At 38.8% G+C, this 22676-nt stretch carries 18 protein-coding genes and 1 pseudogene; 10 read left to right on the plus strand and 9 right to left on the minus strand.

Annotated elements, in window-relative coordinates; translation table 11 throughout:
- Nucleotides 1–541, minus strand: a 541-nt coding sequence (locus PLJ10_12050; GenBank protein HOK10376.1) for a hypothetical protein, incomplete at its 3' end; no start/stop codon positions are given.
- 173 nt (nucleotides 542–714) lie between these two features.
- Here PLJ10_12050 and PLJ10_12055 point away from each other — a divergent pair.
- Both PLJ10_12055 and PLJ10_12060 read left to right on the plus strand, forming a co-directional pair.
- Nucleotides 715–864 (plus strand): annotated as a pseudogene (locus tag PLJ10_12055) (DUF1559 domain-containing protein).
- 65 nt (nucleotides 865–929) lie between these two features.
- Nucleotides 930–1844, plus strand: a complete 915-nt coding sequence (locus PLJ10_12060) for a hypothetical protein (protein HOK10377.1) — start codon at nucleotides 930–932, stop codon at nucleotides 1842–1844.
- A 152-nt stretch (nucleotides 1845–1996) separates the two neighbouring features.
- Here PLJ10_12060 and PLJ10_12065 read toward each other — a convergent pair whose 3' ends face one another.
- Genes PLJ10_12065 through PLJ10_12090 form a run of 6 tightly spaced genes read right to left on the minus strand, consistent with a single transcriptional unit; the run spans nucleotide 1997 to nucleotide 10403 of the window.
- Entirely contained in the window at nucleotides 1997–4612 is a 2616-nt protein-coding gene (locus tag PLJ10_12065; protein HOK10378.1) for an FAD-dependent oxidoreductase, read from the minus strand.
- Nucleotides 4613–4635: 23 nt separating this feature from the next.
- Nucleotides 4636–5670 (minus strand): ATP-binding cassette domain-containing protein, encoded by a 1035-nt coding sequence (locus PLJ10_12070; protein HOK10379.1) that lies wholly within the window; start codon nucleotides 5668–5670, stop codon nucleotides 4636–4638.
- Nucleotides 5663–6688 (minus strand): ABC transporter ATP-binding protein, encoded by a 1026-nt coding sequence (locus tag PLJ10_12075; GenBank protein HOK10380.1) that lies wholly within the window; start codon nucleotides 6686–6688, stop codon nucleotides 5663–5665. The genes PLJ10_12070 and PLJ10_12075 overlap by 8 nt, the downstream gene beginning before the upstream one ends.
- A 7-nt stretch (nucleotides 6689–6695) precedes the next feature.
- Nucleotides 6696–7709 carry an ABC transporter permease gene (locus tag PLJ10_12080; protein HOK10381.1) on the minus strand — a complete coding sequence of 338 codons (1014 nt, stop codon included), beginning with the start codon at nucleotides 7707–7709 and terminating at the stop codon, nucleotides 6696–6698.
- Between the two features lie 9 nt (nucleotides 7710–7718).
- On the minus strand, nucleotides 7719–8714 hold the full coding sequence (locus PLJ10_12085; protein HOK10382.1) for an ABC transporter permease: 996 nt from the start codon (nucleotides 8712–8714) through the stop codon (nucleotides 7719–7721).
- 9 nt (nucleotides 8715–8723) lie between these two features.
- Nucleotides 8724–10403 (minus strand): peptide-binding protein, encoded by a 1680-nt coding sequence (locus PLJ10_12090; protein HOK10383.1) that lies wholly within the window; start codon nucleotides 10401–10403, stop codon nucleotides 8724–8726.
- A gap of 95 nt (nucleotides 10404–10498) precedes the next feature.
- Here PLJ10_12090 and PLJ10_12095 point away from each other — a divergent pair, with 95 nt between their 5' ends.
- Both PLJ10_12095 and PLJ10_12100 read left to right on the plus strand, forming a co-directional pair.
- The gene (locus PLJ10_12095; GenBank protein ID HOK10384.1) at nucleotides 10499–11419 is read left to right on the plus strand and encodes a hypothetical protein; all 921 of its coding nucleotides are present in this window, start codon (nucleotides 10499–10501) and stop codon (nucleotides 11417–11419) included.
- A 159-nt stretch (nucleotides 11420–11578) separates the two neighbouring features.
- The gene (locus PLJ10_12100; protein ID HOK10385.1) at nucleotides 11579–12898 is read left to right on the plus strand and encodes an MFS transporter; all 1320 of its coding nucleotides are present in this window, start codon (nucleotides 11579–11581) and stop codon (nucleotides 12896–12898) included.
- 21 nt (nucleotides 12899–12919) lie between these two features.
- Here the strand turns inward: PLJ10_12100 and PLJ10_12105 are convergent, their stop codons facing one another.
- Nucleotides 12920–13828: a sugar phosphate isomerase/epimerase family protein gene (locus PLJ10_12105; GenBank protein HOK10386.1), complete on the minus strand. Its 909-nt coding sequence runs from the start codon at nucleotides 13826–13828 to the stop codon at nucleotides 12920–12922.
- 183 nt (nucleotides 13829–14011) lie between these two features.
- On the opposite strand from PLJ10_12105, the gene PLJ10_12110 reads away from it, so the two are divergent.
- The 3 genes from PLJ10_12110 to ispG all read left to right on the plus strand — a co-directional run bounded on the left by PLJ10_12110 (nucleotide 14012) and on the right by ispG (nucleotide 17958).
- A complete protein-coding gene (locus tag PLJ10_12110; GenBank protein ID HOK10387.1) occupies nucleotides 14012–14878 on the plus strand; it encodes a PIG-L family deacetylase in 867 nt (288 codons plus the stop codon).
- Between the two features lie 153 nt (nucleotides 14879–15031).
- The gene (locus PLJ10_12115; GenBank protein ID HOK10388.1) at nucleotides 15032–16624 is read left to right on the plus strand and encodes a DUF5011 domain-containing protein; all 1593 of its coding nucleotides are present in this window, start codon (nucleotides 15032–15034) and stop codon (nucleotides 16622–16624) included.
- 92 nt (nucleotides 16625–16716) lie between these two features.
- Entirely contained in the window at nucleotides 16717–17958 is a 1242-nt protein-coding gene (gene ispG, locus PLJ10_12120; GenBank protein HOK10389.1) for a flavodoxin-dependent (E)-4-hydroxy-3-methylbut-2-enyl-diphosphate synthase, read from the plus strand.
- A gap of 22 nt (nucleotides 17959–17980) precedes the next feature.
- On the opposite strand, the gene PLJ10_12125 is transcribed toward ispG, so the two are convergent.
- On the minus strand, nucleotides 17981–18973 hold the full coding sequence (locus PLJ10_12125) for a uroporphyrinogen decarboxylase family protein (protein HOK10390.1): 993 nt from the start codon (nucleotides 18971–18973) through the stop codon (nucleotides 17981–17983).
- Between the two features lie 175 nt (nucleotides 18974–19148).
- On the opposite strand from PLJ10_12125, the gene PLJ10_12130 reads away from it, so the two are divergent.
- From PLJ10_12130 to PLJ10_12140, 3 genes are all read left to right on the plus strand, one after another.
- Complete coding sequence (locus PLJ10_12130) at nucleotides 19149–20312, plus strand: hypothetical protein (GenBank protein ID HOK10391.1); 1164 nt, start codon at nucleotides 19149–19151, stop codon at nucleotides 20310–20312.
- A 278-nt stretch (nucleotides 20313–20590) separates the two neighbouring features.
- Complete coding sequence (locus PLJ10_12135; GenBank protein ID HOK10392.1) at nucleotides 20591–21202, plus strand: hypothetical protein; 612 nt, start codon at nucleotides 20591–20593, stop codon at nucleotides 21200–21202.
- Nucleotides 21199–22611, plus strand: coding sequence for a hypothetical protein (locus tag PLJ10_12140; GenBank protein HOK10393.1), 1413 nt, complete (start codon nucleotides 21199–21201; stop codon nucleotides 22609–22611). The genes PLJ10_12135 and PLJ10_12140 overlap by 4 nt, the downstream gene beginning before the upstream one ends.
- Nucleotides 22612–22676 lie beyond the last annotated feature (65 nt).

A 22676-nucleotide genomic window follows, 5' to 3' on the forward strand; every position in this document is an offset into this window, starting at 1 on the left:
GACTGAAAATAACACCAGGCTCTCCAATCCCGTCATATTCCTTGCCTTCTACCCCATCTACCACTACAAACATTTTATCTCCACGCTTAGCCAAATATGCCACCCTATGACTATCAGGACTGAAAATAACACCAGGCTCTCCAATCCCGTCATATTCCTTGCCTTCTACCCCGTCTACCACTACAAATTGCATACCTCCACGTATAGATCCATACGCTACTCTATGACTATCAGCACTGAAAATAAGTCCTACAGGACTCATGTCATATTCTTTACTTTCCTCTCCGTCTACCACTACAAGCCACTTATCTCCACGCTTAGCCAGATATGCATACCTCTTACTATCAGGACTAACTACAAAAGTTTTCGGAACCTTATCTGCCCTTATTACACCCCTTGGCACCTCTCTTATTGATAACGATATACCCTTCCCCTTCGTATGCCAAACTCCGCTTGGATAGAAAAAATACACAACAAACATAAAAACTAATATTATAAAAACTACTATTCCCAACCACATCTTCTTATTACCTTTGCCCATATCCTTGCTCCTTATCATTATTTTGTCAACTCTTTTCCCTCAGCCTCGGCTCCAAATACCTCCGCTTTAAGGAATAAAATATATGCTCTCATAATACCTTACCATTTCCCATACATATTTGTCAATGAGATAATGATTTATACGAGTTAATTTAAACTCAATACGTTTAGTGGATTCAAATAGATAATTACCAAATTTTGTATCATAATATATAAGCGGTAATATTATTGCCGACGTTAGCAAGAGCACGGGAGGCTGAGAGACGGTCGAGCTGTAAGAACAATCTAAAACAGATGGGATTGGTATTTAATATGTATGCAAATGTTGAATTTGAAAGAAGTATGGGCATTGGGTTTAGAATTGGATTATCATAATAGGGAGAACAGTTATGAGAAACATATGTTTAAAGAGAAAATGTCTTTTGTTTTGGTTTTGTTTTCTGATTGTATCATGTATTTACGCAGATTATTTTGAGCCATCAGCAAATGTGCCAGGTGAATTTGGGGTGAATACAGGATACCTGAAAGGATTATTTCGACCTGAAGGCAAATCCATAGGTTTTGTTCCTTTACAGATGATATCCCCAGAAATAGAACTGGCAAAGAAGGATTTGCCAGGACTGTTGAATTTTTATCGGGTGTTTAAGACAAATTATAGATTTGGTGATAGTATGCGTAGTGTGCCGAGTAAAGCGGAAAAGATAGATAGTAAAACTGTAAAAGTATTTTGGGATTCAGATTCAGGACATCCATTTACCATCACTGCAATATACCGATGGATTGATTTTCAAACCTTAGATCTGCATATCACGGTTCAGGCGAAAGAATTACTTCCTGACTTCGAGATATTTTTGTCGTCATATCTTAGTGAACGTTTTCCCGAATCATTTGTATATGCAAAGTCGGATAAGGGGGAGAATATATTTATATCAGCGCCTCCATCAGAAGGTGTATGGCAGGCATTCCCGAGGGATGAAAAGGCAGTGCAACTCATTCAAGATGGCCGTTGGAAATTTCACCCGAGTCCAGTGGACTGGGCAATCCGTCCATGTTTTAGCAAGCCTATTATTTACCGTGTGGACAAAGAGACCAGGATAACTGTAGTGCACATGGCTAAAACAGAGGATTGTTTTGCAGTGATGACACCGAATGTGGGAGAAGGCCACTTATCAATGTATTTTTCATTGTTCGGGAAGACGTTACAAGCGGAAGAATCAGCAAGCACAGTAGTTCGTATGATTATAGCACCATTAACGGAACGTCAAATTTTAGAAGCCTACCAGAAGTTTATAAATCCAAAGTAAGAAAAGAATAAATTGGAAAAATAGGTTTGTAAATTTTTAATTCCATTCTTTATTGTCCTATTTGTCTTTTTCACCCTCTTTGTTCTGCCTCATCAGCAAAACAATTGTGTTACTATTTGTGATGTTTTGTACACGGATTTCTGTTGTTATTCCTATTCCGTATCGGATTCTTTTTTAACTGCAGTACGAACATAAATTGCTTCAGGAAGAATTTCAAATGTTGCAGGGAGATAGCCAGGGACTTCCCCGTCCATATCCAGCAAAACTTCACCAGCGGTATGTGCAGGGAGTGCAATAACTTTTTGTGCTTTGAAAATCTTTATCTTGGGATGTGTAAGATGGGTCCCCTGATAAACTTTCTTAACATTCATGAGCAGTTCCATCGTGGAGATTCCAGGAATAATAACAATATCAAACCAGCCATCGTTGATTTCCGAATTGGGTGAGATATACATTCCACTACCAAAATATTTACCATTACATACTGTAACTGTTTTAATATCAATTACCTCATCAAATTGATTATCGATTTTCAGGCGGACTTTTTTATTGCGGTAGGTTATTAATGCCTGCAACATTCCGAGGAAGAAAGCGATTTTACCGCTTCTTTGTTTTAACCAGACATATTGATTAACAGCACGGTCTGTGGCTCCACTTAAACCGAAGCTGGCAATATTTACAAAATAACGAAGGTCTTCTTCTCCTTTGAAATTGATAAATTTTAATTTCCCTAAATCAATAGGATAAACAGAGGTATTTGAAAGATGTTCGATTTGCTGGTCTATATCAAAGGGCCAACCTAATGTGCGTGAAAAGTCACGCCCCGTCCCAGTGCTTATAATTGCAAATACAGCCTCTGGGTTAATCGGTCTATCATTCTCAAAGAAGCCATTCACAACTTCATTTATAGTTCCATCACCACCCACAGCAATGATTTGTTCATACCCTTCTTTTAATGCCTGATTTGCAAGTATAGTCCCATGTCCAGCACGTTCAGTGAATGCTACTTTTACAGGACCTATTGCGTGGTGAAGTTTCTTTTCAATATCGGGCCACATCTTACCTGTCATGTTCCCCCATGCGCGTGGATTGACAATGACAAATGTACGAGCCCATGATACAAATTGGACACGTGCTCTATTAGTTTCCTGTTCACGGATAGTATCTTGCCATGCTAATTCATGCGACATAAGGTCTGTTATTTTACGGAGCACAGTTTCGCCTGGATCTCCCAAGTTCCCGAGATTGGTTCGTCGGAACAACACATCATTTAAGTGTCTCCCCATTTCCTCTCGCATGGCATAAACGATTTGGGCACCAATCTCCAGTCGTTTATCAGATAAAGGTTCTGCTAATTGAGGGTCTGTCCTTGCTAAGTCTATAACTTTGGACATCTCAGTCCCATAATTATGGGCAAGGTGCTCGATAATTTCAGGTGGAAAATCAGAATAATTCCTCTTTGCTTCTTCGAGGAAATCGCTAAATAACTCAAAATCTGCCCCTATAACAGGTGTCTGGTCTGTTTTGCATGGAGGTGGTGTTACCCCTAATTTTTCGAATACTTTATTTACAACTCGTTCTGCTAAGTGTCTTGACGTTGTCCATTTACCGCCGACTGCTGTAATCAGTCCTAAACATCCATCTTTTTCATGGTCGAATACTTCCGCAGACCGACTTGCATTATACGAGTTGAATTCTTCTTCACTTTCTTGAGGGTCCTTTTCGACAATGGGTCTTAATCCAGCATAGAAAAACAGGACATCACCACGACGGAGTTTTGCACCAGGAATACCCCGATTAATGATAGACAGAAATTCGACCAGTTCCTTTTCATTTACATGGACATCATCTGGGTCACCATAATAAATAGTATCAGTAGTTCCTAATAATGAATAACCCTGCCACGGTAGAACAAAGAAGTGAGTTCCTTTGCCAGGCATAGCAATAGCATATTTTTGAGTAATAGGTTTCGTCAGTATATGAATGCCCTTTGAGCGGATTATTTTACGTTCAGGTTCTTTTTCTGTTGCCAGCGAAATAAGGCGGTCAGCCCAGGGACCAGTTGCATTCACAATGATTTTCCCCTTTATCTGGTTTTCTCTGCCATCTTCTCTGCTTATAATTTTTACGCCAGTAATGCGATTTTTATCTCTCAAAAACCCAGTGACCTCCACATAATTTAATGCAGTGGCTCCATTGATAATGGCTTGCTTAATACACGCCCATGCTAATCGTTCTGGTGAGTACATTTGATAATCATGGAATAAAAGCGCATCCTTAAATTCCATCGGCTCTAATTTAGGCTCGATAGATAAAATCTCATCTCTCCCGACACGTTTATGAGATGGAATAAATTTGTCAGGATCGCTTGAACGATTTCTGTCATAAGAGAGCCAATCATAGGCTTTAAGTCCAAGAGAATAAATAAGCCGTTCACGGAATTTTTTGCTATTGCTGATTGGGAGAATAAAAGGCAATGAATTAACTAAATGAGGTGCAATTTGTGCCCAGATTCTTCGCTCTTTCAAGGATTCCCTAACAAGCCCAATTTCAAGATTCATTAGATAACGAAGTCCACCATGAATCAGTTTAGATGATGCACCACTGGTAGCACTGGCAAAGTCTTTACGTTCAACGAGGGCTACGTTAAGTCCTCTCATACTTGCATCACGGGCAATGCAGGCACCGACAATACCTCCGCCGATAATAATCACGTCATACTCCTCAGTCGGAAGTCGGTTCCACATTTGTTCCCACAGGTTTTCCATAAAAAACCCTCCGTTAAATTTTCTTATGATATGTCATTTGTCGCATCAGCAACAGATACTATATCCTTATTTCCTTTTTGGTCAGAAGCGAAAACCCAACATGCAGAACGATGCTTTTCTGATATGTTTTGTAAAATAGGTTCTTTAATTCGACACAGGTCTGTGGCGTAAGGACACCGTGGATGAAAAGCACAACCTGATGGCGGGTTAACAGGACTGGGTGGCTCACCTTTTGCTAAAAGTTGGGGCAGTGTAGCCTCGGGATCTGGTTTTGGTATTGCACTAAGCAGGGCTTGCGTATAAGGATGGTTTGGGTTGCTAAACAAAATCTCTGTGGGAGATTCTTCCACAATTTTCCCAAGATACATTACTAAGACACGGTCGGAAATATGTCGAACTACCCCCAGATCATGAGAGATAATTAGATATGTGAGATGTAATTTTTCCTGAAGTTCCATAAGTAGGTTTAATATTTGTGCTTGAACAGAAACGTCCAGTGCGGAGACAGGTTCATCAGCGACAATAAAAGAAGGTTCTACAGCCAACGCTCTGGCAATTCCAATCCTTTGCCGTTGTCCACCACTAAACTCATGGGGATACCGATACATCGCATCAGCATTCAGTCCTACCAATTGAAGTAAATACTCAATGTGTTCTGTACTTTTTTCACGTGGAACGATACTGTGCACATGCAATACTTCCGATAACATAGAGTACACAGTCATTCGTGGATTTAATGAACTATATGGGTCCTGAAATATGATTTGTATTTTTCGTCGTATATTTCGCAATTCTTTCCCTCTGATTTTTGTGAGGTCAGTCCCATCAAATAATATATTTCCTTCTGTAGGTTCGATGAGCCTTAAAATAAGTCGTGCCACTGTGGTTTTACCACTACCACTTTCACCAACTAAACTCACCGTTTCACCACGAGAAACCTTAAAACTAATGCGGTCGACTGCACGAACATATCCCTTTGCCTTTGAAAATATGCCAGCACCAACCGGAAAATGTTTAGTAAGATTTATGACCTCAAGGTAGGATTTCGTTTCATTCATAGCAATTTTTCTCCCGTTCTCGTTTTTCCGAATCCGTATATAGCCAGCATGCAGTTCCTTGTTCCTGGCTGACCCATCGCCATGGCGGTTGTTTCTCGGAGCAGATTTTGGTAGCCTTGGGACAGCGTGGGTGGAAACGACAACCTGTAGGTAAGGCAGTCGCTGATGGAACAGAACCAGGGATGGTTGCCAGCTGTTTTTTTGTTACTGAACGTATTGGCAAAGAGTCAAATAATGCTTGTGTGTATGGATGCACAGGGGTAGAATATATCGCTCTTGCTGAACCTTCTTCCACTTTCTTACCCGCGTATAGTACTACAATCCAGCGGGCTATCTGAGCAACGACACTCAAATCATGGGATATTAATAAAAGGCTCATATTCTTTTCCTTCTGTATCCGTCGCAATAAAGCCAAAATCTCCGCCTGAATAGTTACATCTAAAGCGGTTGTCGGTTCATCTGCAATAAGTAGTTCTGGCTCACAAGCCAGTGCCATAGCAATCATAGCACGTTGAATAAGTCCCCCAGAAAATTCATGAGGATATTGCCGAGCTCTGATATGTGGCTCTGGAATTCCAACCCATTCAAACAATTTTTCAATCCGTGAATATGCTTCCTGCTTCGAGATACGAAAATGATATTGCAAAACGTCTGCAATTTGGTCACCTACCCTAAATACTGGATTCATAGAAGTGGTAGGTTCCTGAAAAATCATAGAGATATGCCGACCCCGAATCTTCATTAACTCATCTGCTGATAATGAAAGTAGATTTTTACCATGGAACAGAACCTCACCCGCAAGTTTTTCTACTGGTGGCGATGGCAAAAGTTTTAATAATGACATAGCAGTAACAGATTTTCCACATCCACTCTCACCTACGAGTGCAATGGCTTCTCCTGGGTGGATAAAAAAGGAAAGCCCATCTACTGCACGGGCTGTGCCAGTGGGAGTTGAAAAATGCACATATAAATTTTTTACATGTAACAATGCATTATCAGCGTTACAAAGGTCTGTCATCAGTAATTTACCTCAATCGTGGATCCATAGCATCGCGCAAGCCTTCACCTACAAGGTTAAAGGCAGTTACAGTAATGAAAATAGCCAAACCAGGGAACAAAACGAGCCACCATGCAAAATCTACATATCCTTGAGATTGCTTTAGCAATTCGCCCCAACTTGGAGCTGGAGGAGGAACACCGAAACCCAGAAAACTTAAACCACTTTCCATCAATATTGCACCAGCCAGACCGAATGTTGCACTAACGAAAACAGGTCCCATTGCATTAGGAAGTATATGTCGAAACATAGTTCGGGTATCACTTAACCCTAATGCTCGAGCCGCTAACACGTACTCCATTTGCTTTTGTTTCAAAAATTCGCCACGCACCAGACGTGCAACTCCAGGCCAACCTGTAAGTCCAATTACTACCATAATAGTCCAAATACTGGGTGGTAAAAATGCCATGACTGTGATTATCAAGAAAAACGTCGGAATCACTAACATCAATTCGATAAAACGCAATACAACAATATCTACCCATGCACCAAAGTAACCTGCCAAGGAACCTAATATGACACCTATTAGCACCGCTATCCCGACTGCAACAAATCCGACGCTGAGAGAAAGTCGCGAGCCCCAAATCATTCGACTCAGAACATCCCTACCACGGTCATCTGTTCCGAGCCAATGCAACTTAGATGGAGGTTGTAAACTCTGGTCCAGATTCTGCCGTAAAGGTCCATAGGGGATAGGCGGTTTGATACACCATTCTCCAGAAGTTGGAACCCATCGGTCGAAATTAGCATATAAGTTTTCAGCCTGTAAATCAGCATAGGTAAGTATATTAGGGAACCAGTAAAGATTCCCTCCTTTATAGAGCACTATCGGCACATCATTTGATAAAAACGGGGCTAAAATAGCAATAAGCCCTAATAAAATAATTATTACTAAAGCCCAAAGCGATAGCCGATGCCGACAAAATTCATTCCAGACTGTTCTCCAATAACTGTGAAGATGTTTTTGATTTTGTTTCAACACGGTTCTTTATTACTCCAGACGTATTCTTGGGTCAACAACTGCATATAAGACATCACTTAGCACAAGACCTATTAGTGTAAGTAAGGTTGATATAGTAAAGACGCCCATGATAAGGGGATAATCTCTTGACAATACCGCTTCAAAACCTAATCGCCCCATACCAGGAATTGAGAAAATGGTTTCGATAATTACACTACCGCCGATAAGTCCTGGGAGTAAGCCAGCAAGAAGAGTGATAATAGGGATAAGAGAATTTCGCATAGCATACTTAAATACAACCATTTTCTCCGAAAACCCATAAGCACGAGCGGTACGGATATAATCCTGACGAATGACATCTAACATTCCCGTTCGCATGTATCGGGATAGACCTGCAAGGCCCGCATAAGTCATACAAAATAGGGGTAATACCATGTGCCATAAACGGTCTAATATCCACCGTGCTAATGAATAATGATGGGCATCGATGCTGTTAATCCCATTCACAGGGAATAAATTCCACCAATCACCACCGCCTAAAAACATGATTAATAACATTGCCACCCAAAAACTGGGTAAACTATACAGGAGAAATAGAATGAATGTTATAATTTGGTCTGACAGAGTACGTTGATGCGTTGCGGAATAGGTACCTAATGGTATGGCAATAAGATAGATAAGTAATGTCTCCAAGATTGTAAATTGCAATGTAATAGGGAGCGTCTCCCGAATTTTTTCCATTACGGGTCTCTGGTCTTTATAACTTCTACCAAAATCAAGGCGTATTATACGACTTAGCCACAGGGCATATTGTACGACAATGGGTTTATCCAATCCATAGAGGGCTTTGGTCTGTTCAATAATTTTTTCCGTTTCAATATTTGACCGCATAGCACCTCCTTCTCCACGTAGTTTGAAGGCAACGGGACTTCCTGGAGCCAATTGGATTATTGCAAAAGTAATTAAGCTGACCCCAATAAAGGTAGGTATCATTAAGATAAGTCTTTTCAAAATATAAGAAGTCATGTGCTTTTATTACTCCTTCGCGTAAATATACTTTTGGAGGTTTTGGGGAACAAACCATTCTCGCTCATACACACCAAAAGGATAAATACGAATTCCATGAACACGTTTGTCAACTGCAATAATTGCTTTCGGTGCCATTAAGAAGGTGTAGGGTTGCTCATCATTTACAATTTCCTGAAAACGTCGGTATAGCTGTATTCGTTTATCACGGTCGAAACAGACTCGTGCTTGTTCAATAAGTTGGTCTGCCTCTTCATTAATGAAGCCAACATAGTTGGAACCTTTCTCCGCCTGACTGGAGTGCCATACCTGATAAGGGTCAGGGTCTGGTGGCATTTGCCAGCCCATAAGAACTGCATCAAAATTGCGACTATCTACCCGCTCCAGAAGCGATGCCCATTCCATCTGCCGTATTTGCATTCGTATTCCTGCACGACTTAAATCCTCTTGATAAACAGTAAGAATCTTTTCCGCAATAGGATTGCTATTGGTGGTCATAATTTCGAAAGCAAGGTCAGTTCCATTTTTATCTCGTATACTATCACCATTGTGGTCTATCCAGTCTGACGCATCCAGCAATTTTTTAGCCTCCTCAGGATTATAAGTCCATGGTCTTACACCATTATGATATTCCGGTGTCCCCGGCATAAAAGGGGTATTTATCGGTTCTGCCATACCATAATAGAGTCGTTTGATAATCTGTTCACGATTGAGCAAAAGGGTCAGGGCATGGCGAACTGTTTTCTCTTTGAACACTTCACGACGAAGATTCCAGCCAATATAATTATACGCAGGACGGGGATACATAAAAATATTAAACTGTTTTTGAAATGTTTCCGATTGTGCTCGACGCATCCAATCTTCAGGACGTATTGCCATATAATCTAAATCATTGCGACGAAGTTTTAAGAATGCTGAATTATCATCCAGAATAATTTGGTAAATAATTCGGTCAAAGTAAGGCTGTCCCTCATCCTTACGCCAATAATTTGGATTTCGCGACAATACCAGCTGTAACCCCGTTTGCCATTCAGCAAGTATATAAGGTCCCGAACCAATAGGTTTGCGATTATTGGGATGATTGTTAAAATCACCTTTGCCATAAATATGTTCTGGGAGAATTTCTAACAAACCTAACATAACTGCATGCTGATAATATGGTTTCTTACAGTGATAACGGACTGTATAGTTGTCTAAAACTTCGCATGATTCAACGTCCATATAGTAATTTTTAAGATGAGGGGCATCGGTTGTAGGGTCCATTAGTTTGTCAAAAGTAAATTTTACATCCTTTGCAGATAAAGGGTGCCCATCAGAAAAACATACATCTTGCCGTAGATAAAAGGTATAACTGAGATGGTCTTCGGATACGTCCCAATGATGTGCTACTCTCGGTATCAACTCTAATGTTTGTGGATTTCGGTCTAATAAACTATCAAAAATCCATGCCAATACTAAGGTAGAATAGGCATCTGTACTTGTGATTGGATTGAGATGAGGCATTTCTGCTGACAATCGGGTAATCAACCAATCCCCCTGGGCTGGTGCCTCACCAACGCCAAACTCTGTAAGCCCTGTTGAACTCGGCTCCTTTCCCACAGGTCCATCTACGGAAGGCATACAACCTGCTATTAGTAGAATATCAATGATAATGTTCACAATGTATACAAAATGAAGCAGTTTTTTCATAATGCCTTCTTTATTTTTTTTATTCTAAATAATATATAATTAGTGTAATCTTATGCTAATTTATAGTTAAAAATATAGGATAATACACTATAGTTATGGAACAATTAGAAAACCTAAAAACAAATTCAATTGTGCTTCCTTGTGATATAACGACATCATTAATTGATGTTCCCACAAAAATAATAATTCCTGAAAGTAATAGTATCCCAATAGATAATGAGTTTGTCCAACTTGCTCCATTATGGGTGCGAACCATAGATAATCAATTTTGTGGGATAGTTCAGGAGCAAAATGAATGGCAATGGATTTGTTCTACTGCTATCAGACGAAGTGCTAAATCTCAGCCTATCATTATTCAACAGGCTCTTAAAGGGAAAAGTTATTACCTCATTGGGTTCCGAGATAGATATCATTTTTTTTCGACGGAAATACTCAGTGTTGAATTTACAGCAGGAAGTTATCGTGTTCCGAAATTAATCTGGGCTCCGTCGGATTGTTCTGGCTTTGAAATTAAACGTATTATTGAAAAATCAAAGATGAAAGGTAAACAATTACCCAGAGGGAATTACTGCACGTTATTTGAATTTGTTTCTAATCAAGATGGGGTATTTCTAACCTTCGCTCAGATTCTCAATTCGCCTGATAAGGTTTTGACAAAGATATGTAAGGAAAGCAGTGGCGTAGATTTACAGAAGATAAATGATGCTATCCAGCATCATGAGATTCCTAATCATGTTCCTTCAAAAGAATTGGGTTGTGCAGTCTCCTGGTTTATACCTCATAGCGGTGTTGTGCAAAGCATAGAAGGGATAGAGGAAGTAAAACGAATGGAAGGAGTTAAGGAGGTTTTTATTAATATTCAAGCAGGAGACAGTATAACTCATGTTACAGACATCTCTTCAAGAGATAGAATAGGCTATATCCTTGCAGTTTGTCCCGATGCATTTACAGCAAAAAATAGAGCCTTGACCGCTCTTTCCAAGATTAAAATCAACACGCAAAATATTTTACCATAAGCCTCAGCTCTTTATAGATGGTACGAATCAGGCATATTTATGAAATTTTCCTTGAATTTAATAAAAACAAAGAAAGATATAAATTTTTGTTTTTAGAGGTAACTATTATAAAATTTACTGACATTCTTAACCTTGATATTTTAAGAAGGAGATAAAATCTTGAGTATTGGATTAAAACCTTTAACTCCTGAACATCGAGTTTGGAGATGGAAAATTCTCACGACGACTTATATTGCCTATATCGGTTATTATATGACACGCAAAATATTTACTATCTGCAAAACAACAATAGCCGCAGAGTTAGGTTGGGAATTAGGAGATACTGCTTATGTTTGGGCATCATTCCTAATTGCATATATGATAGGTCAGTTTTTAAATAGTTTTATAGGTAGGAAATGGGGACCGCGAGTAATTCTCCTCGGTGGATTAGGTATCTCTATTATTTGCAATACCATATTCGGATTTACTAATTCCTTTGCTAATTTTTTGCTCTTTATGTTTATAAATGGTTTAGCACAGGCATCTGGCTGGCCTGGATGTATTGGTGGTATTTCTCGGTGGTTACGTAATCAAGAACGAGGTACGGTGATGGGTATTTGGACAACAAATCACATCATTGCAAATATTATTTATAAATCGTTAGGTGGATTGTTATTAGGTATGTTTGGTTGGCGCTGGGCATTTTTTGGGATGAGTATCCTAACTTTATTTGTCTGGGCACTCATTCTTATCTGGCAGAAAGACCGTCCTGAAGATGTAGGGCTTGAACCTATCATAGATAAGACTGACGACTATGGTCAGGCTATCAAGGCATCACAAGAAGAGCACATCCCATTTTCAGAATATCTTCGTGTGGCGTTTAACCCACTTATTTTCATTATGGGTATTGCTTATTTTTCAGTAAAGTTTTTAAGATATGCTTTGGATTCTTGGCTACCTTCATTTCTAAATATTCAGGGATTACCTGTAGACCAGGCAAGCTACTATTCTATGGTTTTTGATGTTACTGGTGTTGTCGGAACGATATTTGCTGGGTACATTCTTGACCGCTGGTTCCGTGGTAATTGGGCAGGAGTTTGCTTCTTATGTGGGTTAGGTACAATTTTAGGTTATATTGCAGTGATTTATGCAGGGGCAAATCCTATTATGATTGCTATGTGTTTCGGTATTGTTGGATTTATGCTCTACGGTCCCGATAGTTTATTGACAGGAGCGGCAGCAGTTGCGGTTGCTGGTGAAGCCAATGCCGTCGCAATCACGGGTATCATTAACGGAATTGGTAGTGTGGGACCTGTTATTCAGGAATTGGTAATTGGTAAATTTATGAAAACTGCGGACCCGATGGTAGGTATAGCACGAACAAATACGTTATGTCTCATTTTTAGTATAGCGTTGGCAGTTTCCACAGCCTTTCTTACCTGGTATCTCTATCATATTCATCAAAGAAATTCAGAAGACAACAATTCACCATCCTGCTAAATATACTTTTTGTCACGGGAATTATACTTTATTTGCTCCTTGAATAAACAAATCCATCCGACGTGACAATTCTTTTAAGTGATTTTCATCACCTTGAGGAAACTCTTCTGTAATCCACCCTTTATAACCGACCTCATGTAGAGCAGAACGTACCTCAGCGAAATCTACATCACCTTCGTAGGGAAGTTTGCACCATTGATAACCGTTACGCTTAAAGTCTTTTATGTGTATTTTAACGATTCGTTCTCTCAGAGTACGTATCCAATCTTGTGGAAAGCCAAAGATAACAACATTTGCCATGTCAAAGTAAGCCCGAACAAAGGGACTATTTATTTCATCTATATACTGACGAAATTCCAGAGGACTGAGCAAAAATTTGTTCCAGACATTTTCGACAGCAATGATAATTTTGTTTTCCTCAGCAATAGGAATAAGTTCGCGAATATTCTTTTGAGAGCGTTCCCATGCTTCTTGGTATCGAACCTGCTCATTGACAACCGCAGGAACAAGGAGTACTGTTTCTGCACCAACTTTTTTTGCCAACCCGATAGCCTGAATAATTCTTTTTTTCCCTTCTTCAACGACTGAAGTATCAGGATGTGATAATGGCTTATCCCATCCACCATAAATAATGGAATGTATTTGCAATTGATTCTTCTGAGCAGATTCTAAAATTTTATTTATTTCTCCATCGTCAGTAATGGGTGGAATTTCTATTCCATCAAACCCGCAGTCCTTTGCTAATTTACATCGTTCCATTTCGGATTTTTCTTTTGGTAGGTTACCCCATTGTACCGCTTTCTTTAGTCGTGGGTATGTAATATTCTCTTTTGCGAATACCCCACCACTTTTTAATATCGCAGTTCCTAAAATGAGTGAACTACTTGCATATAGAAAGCTACGACGAGAAACATCATAATTCTTTTTCATAGTTATTTTCCTTTTTTTATTAACTGAATAAGTTTATTTATATGATTTTTAAATAATTGTTATGCTACTTTCAAATAACGACGAACATCAAGAGGTGCAATTAGCTTCGCAAGCCAAGTAAAATAATGGATGCGGTTGCGGAATGTGATTATCTAATTATCAACAAATAAGAAGGAAAATATTATGCATACAGCGATGATTTTTTCTCCACATGCAGATGATGCATCAGCATTTTGTGGTGGAACATTAGCCAAGTGGAGTGCCAATGGATGGAACATTATCCTTGTTCGTGTTACAGATGATGCACGCGATTCGGTAGGGCTAACAATAGAAGAAACGGTTAAGCGAAATCGAGCGGAATTAGAGAAATCGTGTGAAATATTAGGTATCAAAGAAATTATAGATCTCAATTTCCCTACGGATACATTGGCAGATATTCCGTTGACTAAATTGCGAGAACGATTTGTATATTTGATGCGGAAATACAAACCGTATGCCATTTTCTCATTTGACCCGTATGCTCATTTTGAACCGAATATGGATCATGTGCGAGTTGCACGTGCAGTGGAAGAGGCGTTGTGGGTTTCCTGCTTTGATTTGCATCATCCAGAACATTTTAAGGAAGGTCTGGAACCTTTTTCTGTATGTGAACGTTGGTATTTTGCACGTAATTTAGAAAAGATTACATACGTAGAAGACATAACTGATTATTTTCCGCAGAAGGTACATGCTCTCTCCGCTCATGAAACGATGATGCGTAATCTACTTCAATCGTTCCGTTTACAATTAAAAACATGGGGGTATCAAATCCCTCTAATTGAGGATGCTTTTTCAGGTGATTATACAGGATTATTAGAGCAGGTTTTATATATGCAAGCATCAGGAATAGCGGAAGAATGTGGGATGCCCGAAGGAACATTAGCAGAACCTTTCAGAGTAGACCGCTTTGGCGATATGGAGGCTTTCTTTCAGCAGATGGCAGAACCTATTGACGGTACGACACAAGGACCGAAACGTCCATTTTTAGATACATTTTGGAGCGAAGAATAAACGAGTGAGGCAGACCTTGTTTGTCCGATATAAAGGTTTTGTCTCTTTGTTTCTATGTTATTTCGTTTTTCTAATATTACAATATCGGTTTTTATAAAATAGAGAATATTTGTATAATTTAATTTCACAATAAAAAGATAGGTAAATAATAAGATGCAACGATTTTTAGTCTCATCTGTAGTGACATTTGCTCTTTGTATTGCTCCTTTAACACCATCATACTCACAAACCCAAAACCCAGTGATTCATGAAGCCAACACGAATCCGTTAGGAATTCATTTGTCAAGACAGGTTCCACGGGAATATACACCAGGCTCACCGTTAGAGATTGTATTGACAATATATTGCGATGCACCTGACCCAAATTATCCTGTCACTGCGGTTGGTTTATATGAGTCTATACCTGCGGAGTGGACATTTACATCTATGCGTGGGGTTACGACAGAACCGCCACCTATAGCACCTTCGCCTGGAACACAAGGCACATTACAATTTGCATGGATTACGCCTCCTAATTTTCCATGTACTTTTGCGTATACCGTTCAGGTACCTGAGAATATGGCAGGAGTAAAAACATTCTCTGGACAGGTCGAGTATCGAACGAACGGGCCCCGTTTAGTATCTCCACCTGAGATTACTCAAATTAACGGGATTGACCGTATCCCGCCAGAGATTACTTTGTTGGGTGATAATCCCATGACTATTTATCAAGGGAGCGATTACATAGAACCTGGCTGGAAAGCGAAAGATAACGCAGATGGGGATGTAACGGACCGTGTCCAGGTTAGTGGCAATGTCAATGTAAACCAGCCTGGTGAATATACTTTAACCTATACAGTTCGGGATAATGCTGGGAATAATGCTTCTGCAAGTCGAGTTGTCCGTGTTTTAGAGAAAAATGTAACACCAACATCAGCAACGGGAACCGTCCCAATTAGCCCTGGACCTGCGGTGTTACCACCACCTGTAACTACAACTCGCCCAACAAGACCTGCTCAAACAGCGATGAAACAACCTACAACTTCGTCAACATCTGCGACACCACCTACATCCATTCCATCAACGAGCACACCGAGGCCAGAAGAAGTAACGTTCCCGCGTCCTGATATGCATATGCCTCCTAATATTCCAAATATCCCAAACATCCCGAAGGATGCTAAACCTCAGGGGATAGCAAGTGGACAACCGTTGAAACCGTTTGATTTGCCGAAGGAAATTAAGGGTGGTTTGAGACCTCCTCCTTCACATGAGGGTAATCGAACATTGTATGAACGGACAAAGCAGTCTGGACAAACTGTTGTACAACAGATAACCCCGCCGAGCACCACAAAGACTAATGTTGAAAAAACTACTGAGGTAACAGAAACAACACCAGCAATAACACCAAAACCACCTGTTGAACCTTTACAGGAGAGTAAAAAACAGGAAGAGGTTATGAGTCCCGCAGAAAAAAAAGTAGAACCTTCAACAACTTCTTTGGCTACTGCTGAAAACACAAAGCCTCTGGAACCAGCCTCAATCGATACTGGAGGGAAACCAGGTCTACCTTCTTATCTTGCCCAGTTGAAAAACTGGTGGGCTGAAAGGACACAGGCAGAACGTCGTAATTTAATGGGTATGTTTATATTATTCGGGTTACTAACCTTGCTATGTGTTATAACGGGCAGAACTGCTTACCAAGGTATTACTCCACAACCACGTAAAAAGGTAGCTAATACCATATCAGGGGATACCTCAGAAAAATAGTGTGTTCAACTTCGTTTTTACCAATATGTTAAAATCAATAAGTTATCGTTTCTGGCAACGTTGATGAAGGTTAAGTATCCAAAAACAACATTATGAGAAATATTATTCATACACGAAAACCAACACATCCTGTGAAAGTTCGAAATTGCGTAATTGGAGGAGGTGCGAATGTAGCCATTCAGGCGATGACTAATACAAACACTGAGGATGTGGAAGCCACTGCAAACCAGGTTGCTGAACTTTTCATCGCAGGTGCTGAGATGGTTCGTATCACGGTGAACACACCGAAGTCTGCGAAATGTGTTCCCGAGATACGGAAACGATTAGAAGATATGGGGTTAGATGTACCACTTATTGGTGATTTTCATTATAATGGGCATTTATTATTATCAAAATATCCAGCCTGTGCGGAGGCATTAGATAAATACCGTATCAATCCAGGGAATGTTGGTGTAAAAGATAAAAAAAGTATTCACTTTTCACAGATTTGCAGTATTGCAAAAGATTTTAATAAGCCGATTCGAATTGGTGTTAACATAGGTTCATTAGACCCAGAATTGGTATCCCAGAAGATGGAAGCAAACGCAAAATCAAAATCGCCCATCACGAGTGAAGAAATTTACGATGAGTGTATGCTTCTATCAGCCCTAAATTCAGTAGAAGAAGCAGTTAATTTGGGACTTGCACAGGAACAAATTGTTATTTCTTGTAAAAGCAGTTCACCGTTACAGTTGATACGGGTGTATCGTTCCCTTTCGGAACGAACGCGTCAGCCACTGCACCTAGGTTTAACTGAAGCAGGGGCAGGTATACGAGGTATTGTTTGGTCTGCCACAGCAATGGGATTATTACTTTCAGAGGGGATAGGAGATACGATACGGGTTAGTTTAACACCAACACCAGACAGTGACCGAAGAGAAGAGGTGTATGTGGCACAAGAAATCCTACAATCATTGGGGATTCGCCAATTTGCCCCACAGATTATTTCGTGTCCAGGATGTGGGAGAACTTCCAGTATGGTATTTCAGGAAATTGCGGAAATAGTTCGTGATTATGTACGTAAACAACTCCCTCTGTGGCGTAAACAATTTCCTGGGGTAGAAAAGATGAATATAGCAGTTATGGGGTGTGTTGTTAATGGACCTGGGGAATCGCGCTTTGCAAATATTGGAATAAGTCTTCCTGGTAATGGCGAGCATCCACAATGCCCTCTCTACATCGATGGGAAAAAGGTGGCAACCCTTACGGGTACTGCTCAAGAGCTTGCACGCCAATTCATTACATATATCGAAGACTATGTTAAAACTTCTTATTCCAACAAAAGCAGGGGGTGAATACTACCGAAGAAACCTTGTTTTACTCTGTTGACAACTCTCTGATACGTTGATAGACATAGTCATAAATGGCTTTAACTTCGCCGATGGTGAAAGGTGGGTCAATATGATGGTTTGTGCAAAACAATAAACCGCCATCTTTGAACGTTGTTAATATATGATTCACTTCTGTCTGTAATTCAAAATAATCTTTGGAATTATTTGTAGATGGTATCTCTAATCCACCCATAAAGATATACTTATTTGAATATTTTCTTTTTTGCTCTTCTAACGATATATTTTCAGAGGTACTCAATGGATGAACGACATCATATCTTAAATCAGCAATTGCTTCTAAAATATCTGTGATGCTCCCTGTGCTATGAAGGCTGATGAAAGCATTTCGTTTTTTGATAGTCTCAGTAAATTTCTTATGGTAAGGATAGATAAATTGTTCCCAAATATCACTGCCGAACATTATATTTTTATTTAAAGTCCAGTTTTCTGAGACGTGAATCATATCAATACCTAAGTCCAAGCAGTTCATAGAAAATGTAATATTCCACTTTAATAGTCGATTATATAGTTCGGTAATTTCATCTGGTGTTTCAATCATATTCGTTACTTGTCCATGGGGGGAAAAATAATTACAGAAAAAGTTGAAAAATCCTGATACATGAACATAAGTAAAACGGTCTCGACCCTCTTTATGGTGTTGAATTTGGCGAATTAATTCTTGATAGGCATCTGTATCATCAGGGTCGTGTATAGGCAGGTCTAAAATATCAATAGGAGCTGGAACTTTGTCTTGTTGCGTTAGAAATTGAAGTAGCTCGTTTTCTTCTTGCTTTTTAAATACAGGTGGTCCGCCAGAAAGATAGGCAAAATCAAACTCGTAATGGTCCTCAAAATTTTCAACTGAACTGAACACTTGATTTATTTCATCTTCAAATTTTTCTCCAATCCATGCAGAAATAGGTATTCGGTCAGGCTTTTTATGTTTTATCACTGCAATTACTCTTTCCCTCGGTTTCACCCTATGTGTTCCTTCCTTTATTTTCTCTATATTATAACGAAAATAGATATGTATTTTTGTGTAGTGTTATAAAAATTGAAAACATGAGATTGTTATCGGAAACAGGAAATAAATACAATATTACCTGGTTAAAATGTATTTATATCAACACAAACATTGTTAATTACAGGGTTCCATGAAAAAATATCTGTTCTTTTCTCTACTATTTGCATTTGGTATTCTAACGACGTTTTCGACGTATCCCGAGCCTTTATTTGAGAAGGAATATAATACTAAAAGTATACCAGAGACGAGAATTATTCGATATCGTATTGTGAGTCATGAAAAGGAAACTGAGGCTTATGCTTTATCATTTACTGGAAAAGTAATTCAAGGACAAATAACGGTACAAATAGAAGATAACCAAAAAAATGTTATAGATAAAAAAGAAATACCAGCATTTTCTCTTGTCCATTGGCATTTTATTTTGTCGTCAGAAGTAGGATTGAATAATATTTATATTGCTTTACATCTGAAAAACGCTATTGGAAATGTTCATTCTGTTGTTGCTCCAGCAATCCAGCCACACCATATTTATATAATGAAACATATCACAGTTGTGTCAACATTGGCTTTGCTTTTTATAGTTCTTTTTATAGTTTATAAAAGGAAACTACCTATCTCATGGCTAATATGGGGAATATTATTGGGGGTACTTGCACGGTTAATTTTTTATATTTGCGATTATTTTGATTTTTTACCAACAACGATTTTCATTTCTACTACCAATGTAGAAGAAGACATTTCTGATTATGCATTCTCAGCCTATATAGCGGTAAGGGAAACGGCAGTTTTATTTTTGTTATTAGGTATCTTTGCAAGTAAGTTGCTATCAATCCAGGAGAAAACAAAGGCTTTGTTAAGTGTGTCTATTGGAATTACAATAAGTTTTTTAATGGCATCTGTGTTTTCAGGAATATTGGAAGCAGTTCAATTTTATCCATATATAAGCATTTCTCCTTATGTTCTGGCTCTTAGTTCTGTGCAAGCATCGTATACACCATGGTTTTATCTGTATCCTTCTATGCGAACTATAGTAACGTGCTGGCTGTGGTTTGTCTCTTTTTATTTCGTATTGTCAGGGGCTATAAATGCAGATAAAAAGGCTGTGTTGCAGGGAATATTAATTTTCATCTTCACACAAACGGTTAACGTCTTTTTTGAGCAGTCCAGTTTTATATGTCGTTTCTCAAGTTGGTGGTGCCTTGTTGCTCTGTTGATAATTAGCTTTTTCCCAACCATGCTGTTCGTGTTTAATTTGTTTAATACCAGAGAAAACTATAGTAACACAATCATCTAACTGGTAATTGGGATAGGTATATAATAGAATTAGCCCTGTAGCATTATACTAACTTAGAAAAAGGAAAACCTCATATTTATGGTTTGTAAGAACTATTATAAATATATGTAATCACTAAAATATGTAGTTATTGCCATTGATTTTTATGAATAAATACTAAAATAATTTGTTGAATGATTAAAAATAATTTGACAATGATATTTTTTTATGATATATTTATCATAAAATAGATTGTTGTAACTAATATAAAACGTAAATCTAACATTTATTATAATTAAATGCAAACGTTAATTAGTGAAGAAAATAAAAATTTAGTTGATTTGACTACATTAGAGGCTTTGTTAGGCTCAGAAGCTCGGACAAAGGTCTTTTTAGTACTTTTTACAAACTTGGGGAGAACATTTTATCAGCGTCAGGTAGAGAGTGCCACGAAATTACCACTTCGTGCTGTTCAGAGGGAATTAGAACGACTTTCACATATTGGGTTGATTTATCAATGGAAGGAAGGGAATAGAACATGGTATCAAATCGACCAAAGTCATCCTTTGGTTCCTATTTTACAATCCCTTATATTGAAGGTATGCTCACCTATTGACCGACTTCGCACGGTTCTCAATACTAACAAATCGGTTCGTCTTGCATTTTATCATCATGATAAGAATGAGGTTATTGTGGTGACTAACGGTGATGTTTTCCCTGAATCTATCGAAGGGATTCGTTTGACCATTCTTACGACGAATGAGTTTATGGAGAGAATGGAACAGATGCATCCTGAGTTAATAAATGTTTTGAAAGGAGCTGTTGATTTGCTCGGGAATAGAGAAGATTTTTTATGGAGAATTATTGAAACCAACAAACTAACTATACCGAAAGGGGAAAATGTTCTATGAGTTTTGTTTATAATCGTTCTTCATTGCAGATTCCAGAGTCATGGTGGAAATGGGCACAAGCCTCACAAGGTGTAGAACGGTATCGGTATATTGAGGATTTTTTTCATCGGTTGGGATGGAAGTCTTTTATTCCTCTGCCCGAGACAGAAATTATAAAAAATACAGGAACATTTCCTTTTCTGTTGACGACTGCCAAAGGTAAGGGATTTTATATAGCTATTGTTCCAGATAATCTTTTGCACGTACCATCCAGAGTTAAAAACGACTATCTGGATTTTTGTCCTGTGTCCCGTTTGCTTATCGATGAATTTTCAGGGGAACATAGTCCATATTTGTTAATAACTGATTTTGGCAAATTTCATTTTTATTCTATTCCTGAACAGACACTTCTTCTTTGGGCGGATTATCCAGCTCAATTTCAGGTGGAGATAGCACCTTTACTTTTCGAGATGACTATTGATAATGGTTCCCTTGATGAGATACCACAAATACCGAAAAGTACAATGGCACGGGAACTGCGAGAATGGAATTCAAGTTGGGTCAAGAAACTTATGCAGTTTTCAGATTTACCCGAAGAGAAGACAAATATTATTATAGACCGACTTTTCATTATACATCATGTTTTTTCGAACAAAATATTTTGGAAAACAAGGGAGTTTTTGGAGGAACGGCTTTTAGACCTTATCGACCTTGCAATTACACAACAACAATCTGCAGGGATAGGGGAGGCATTAATCTCGCTTTTCCATGATATGTGGTTTGACTGGAGAATTAATGTTTTTCAAATTGATACAGAGATAGACCGCGTTTTATCGGAAGATGAAATAGCCACAGAACTTCTCTATGAGTATCCCTTACTCTCGCCGAAAAAATTTGAGACATCTGTTATGTTAGAGAGTTTTAATTATGGGGATGCGCTCGAACGGATGCGTATTCGTATGATTCCTGAACCAAATCCTGACCGTGAGGCATACCTACATACACAAACAAAAGAGACTATAGATCAGGCACAAATAGAAGTGGATATTTCAGAAGAAGGGTATCGTGCTATCCTTTTCTGGTTTGACCGATTGATAAAGTGCTATGAAATGTTAGAAGAAAAAGAAATGGCAAAACTACCCCCAGCCGAGAATGTAGATGACCTATGGACGTGGGGACATCGGAATAACGATATTCCGATGACCTTCCGAAATAAGATTCAACAAGCATGTCTGCATGGTTTCCGCATTTACTATCAAAATGCACGACAACTAAGAATCGCTCGCCTGCTTCTTACCATCCATCTTATCCAGTTATATAGTGAGTCCAAACATCCTCTGGAAAAATTTCCTTCCATGGAACACATCTTCGTGAAAAAACCAGAACCCATCCCCTCAGAACGTTCAATAACACGGAGACTCTCTTCATAATAATATGTAGTTAATTCATTTCAATTATTAGTATCCAGACAATATATTACAAAGTTATTCAAGTA

The organism is Candidatus Hydrogenedens sp. (assembly GCA_035361075.1).
GTDB lineage: Bacteria > Hydrogenedentota > Hydrogenedentia > Hydrogenedentales > Hydrogenedentaceae > Hydrogenedens.

Bases quoted from the DNA above. Each gene is read 5' to 3' on its own strand.
- PLJ10_12105 (HOK10386.1), bottom strand. From the start codon at position 13,828: ATGAAAAAGAATTATGATGTTTCTCGTCGTAGCTTTCTATATGCAAGT.
- PLJ10_12115 (HOK10388.1), top strand. From the start codon at position 15,032: ATGCAACGATTTTTAGTCTCATCTGTAGTGACATTTGCTCTTTGTATT.
- PLJ10_12060 (HOK10377.1), top strand. From the start codon at position 930: ATGAGAAACATATGTTTAAAGAGAAAATGTCTTTTGTTTTGGTTTTGT.
- ispG (HOK10389.1), top strand. From the start codon at position 16,717: ATGAGAAATATTATTCATACACGAAAACCAACACATCCTGTGAAAGTT.
- PLJ10_12110 (HOK10387.1), top strand. From the start codon at position 14,012: ATGCATACAGCGATGATTTTTTCTCCACATGCAGATGATGCATCAGCA.
- PLJ10_12070 (HOK10379.1), bottom strand. From the start codon at position 5,670: ATGAATGAAACGAAATCCTACCTTGAGGTCATAAATCTTACTAAACAT.
- PLJ10_12130 (HOK10391.1), top strand. From the start codon at position 19,149: ATGAAAAAATATCTGTTCTTTTCTCTACTATTTGCATTTGGTATTCTA.
- PLJ10_12085 (HOK10382.1), bottom strand. From the start codon at position 8,714: ATGACTTCTTATATTTTGAAAAGACTTATCTTAATGATACCTACCTTT.
- PLJ10_12135 (HOK10392.1), top strand. From the start codon at position 20,591: ATGCAAACGTTAATTAGTGAAGAAAATAAAAATTTAGTTGATTTGACT.
- PLJ10_12090 (HOK10383.1), bottom strand. From the start codon at position 10,403: ATGAAAAAACTGCTTCATTTTGTATACATTGTGAACATTATCATTGAT.
- PLJ10_12075 (HOK10380.1), bottom strand. From the start codon at position 6,688: ATGACAGACCTTTGTAACGCTGATAATGCATTGTTACATGTAAAAAAT.
- PLJ10_12140 (HOK10393.1), top strand. From the start codon at position 21,199: ATGAGTTTTGTTTATAATCGTTCTTCATTGCAGATTCCAGAGTCATGG.
- PLJ10_12095 (HOK10384.1), top strand. From the start codon at position 10,499: ATGGAACAATTAGAAAACCTAAAAACAAATTCAATTGTGCTTCCTTGT.
- PLJ10_12065 (HOK10378.1), bottom strand. From the start codon at position 4,612: ATGGAAAACCTGTGGGAACAAATGTGGAACCGACTTCCGACTGAGGAG.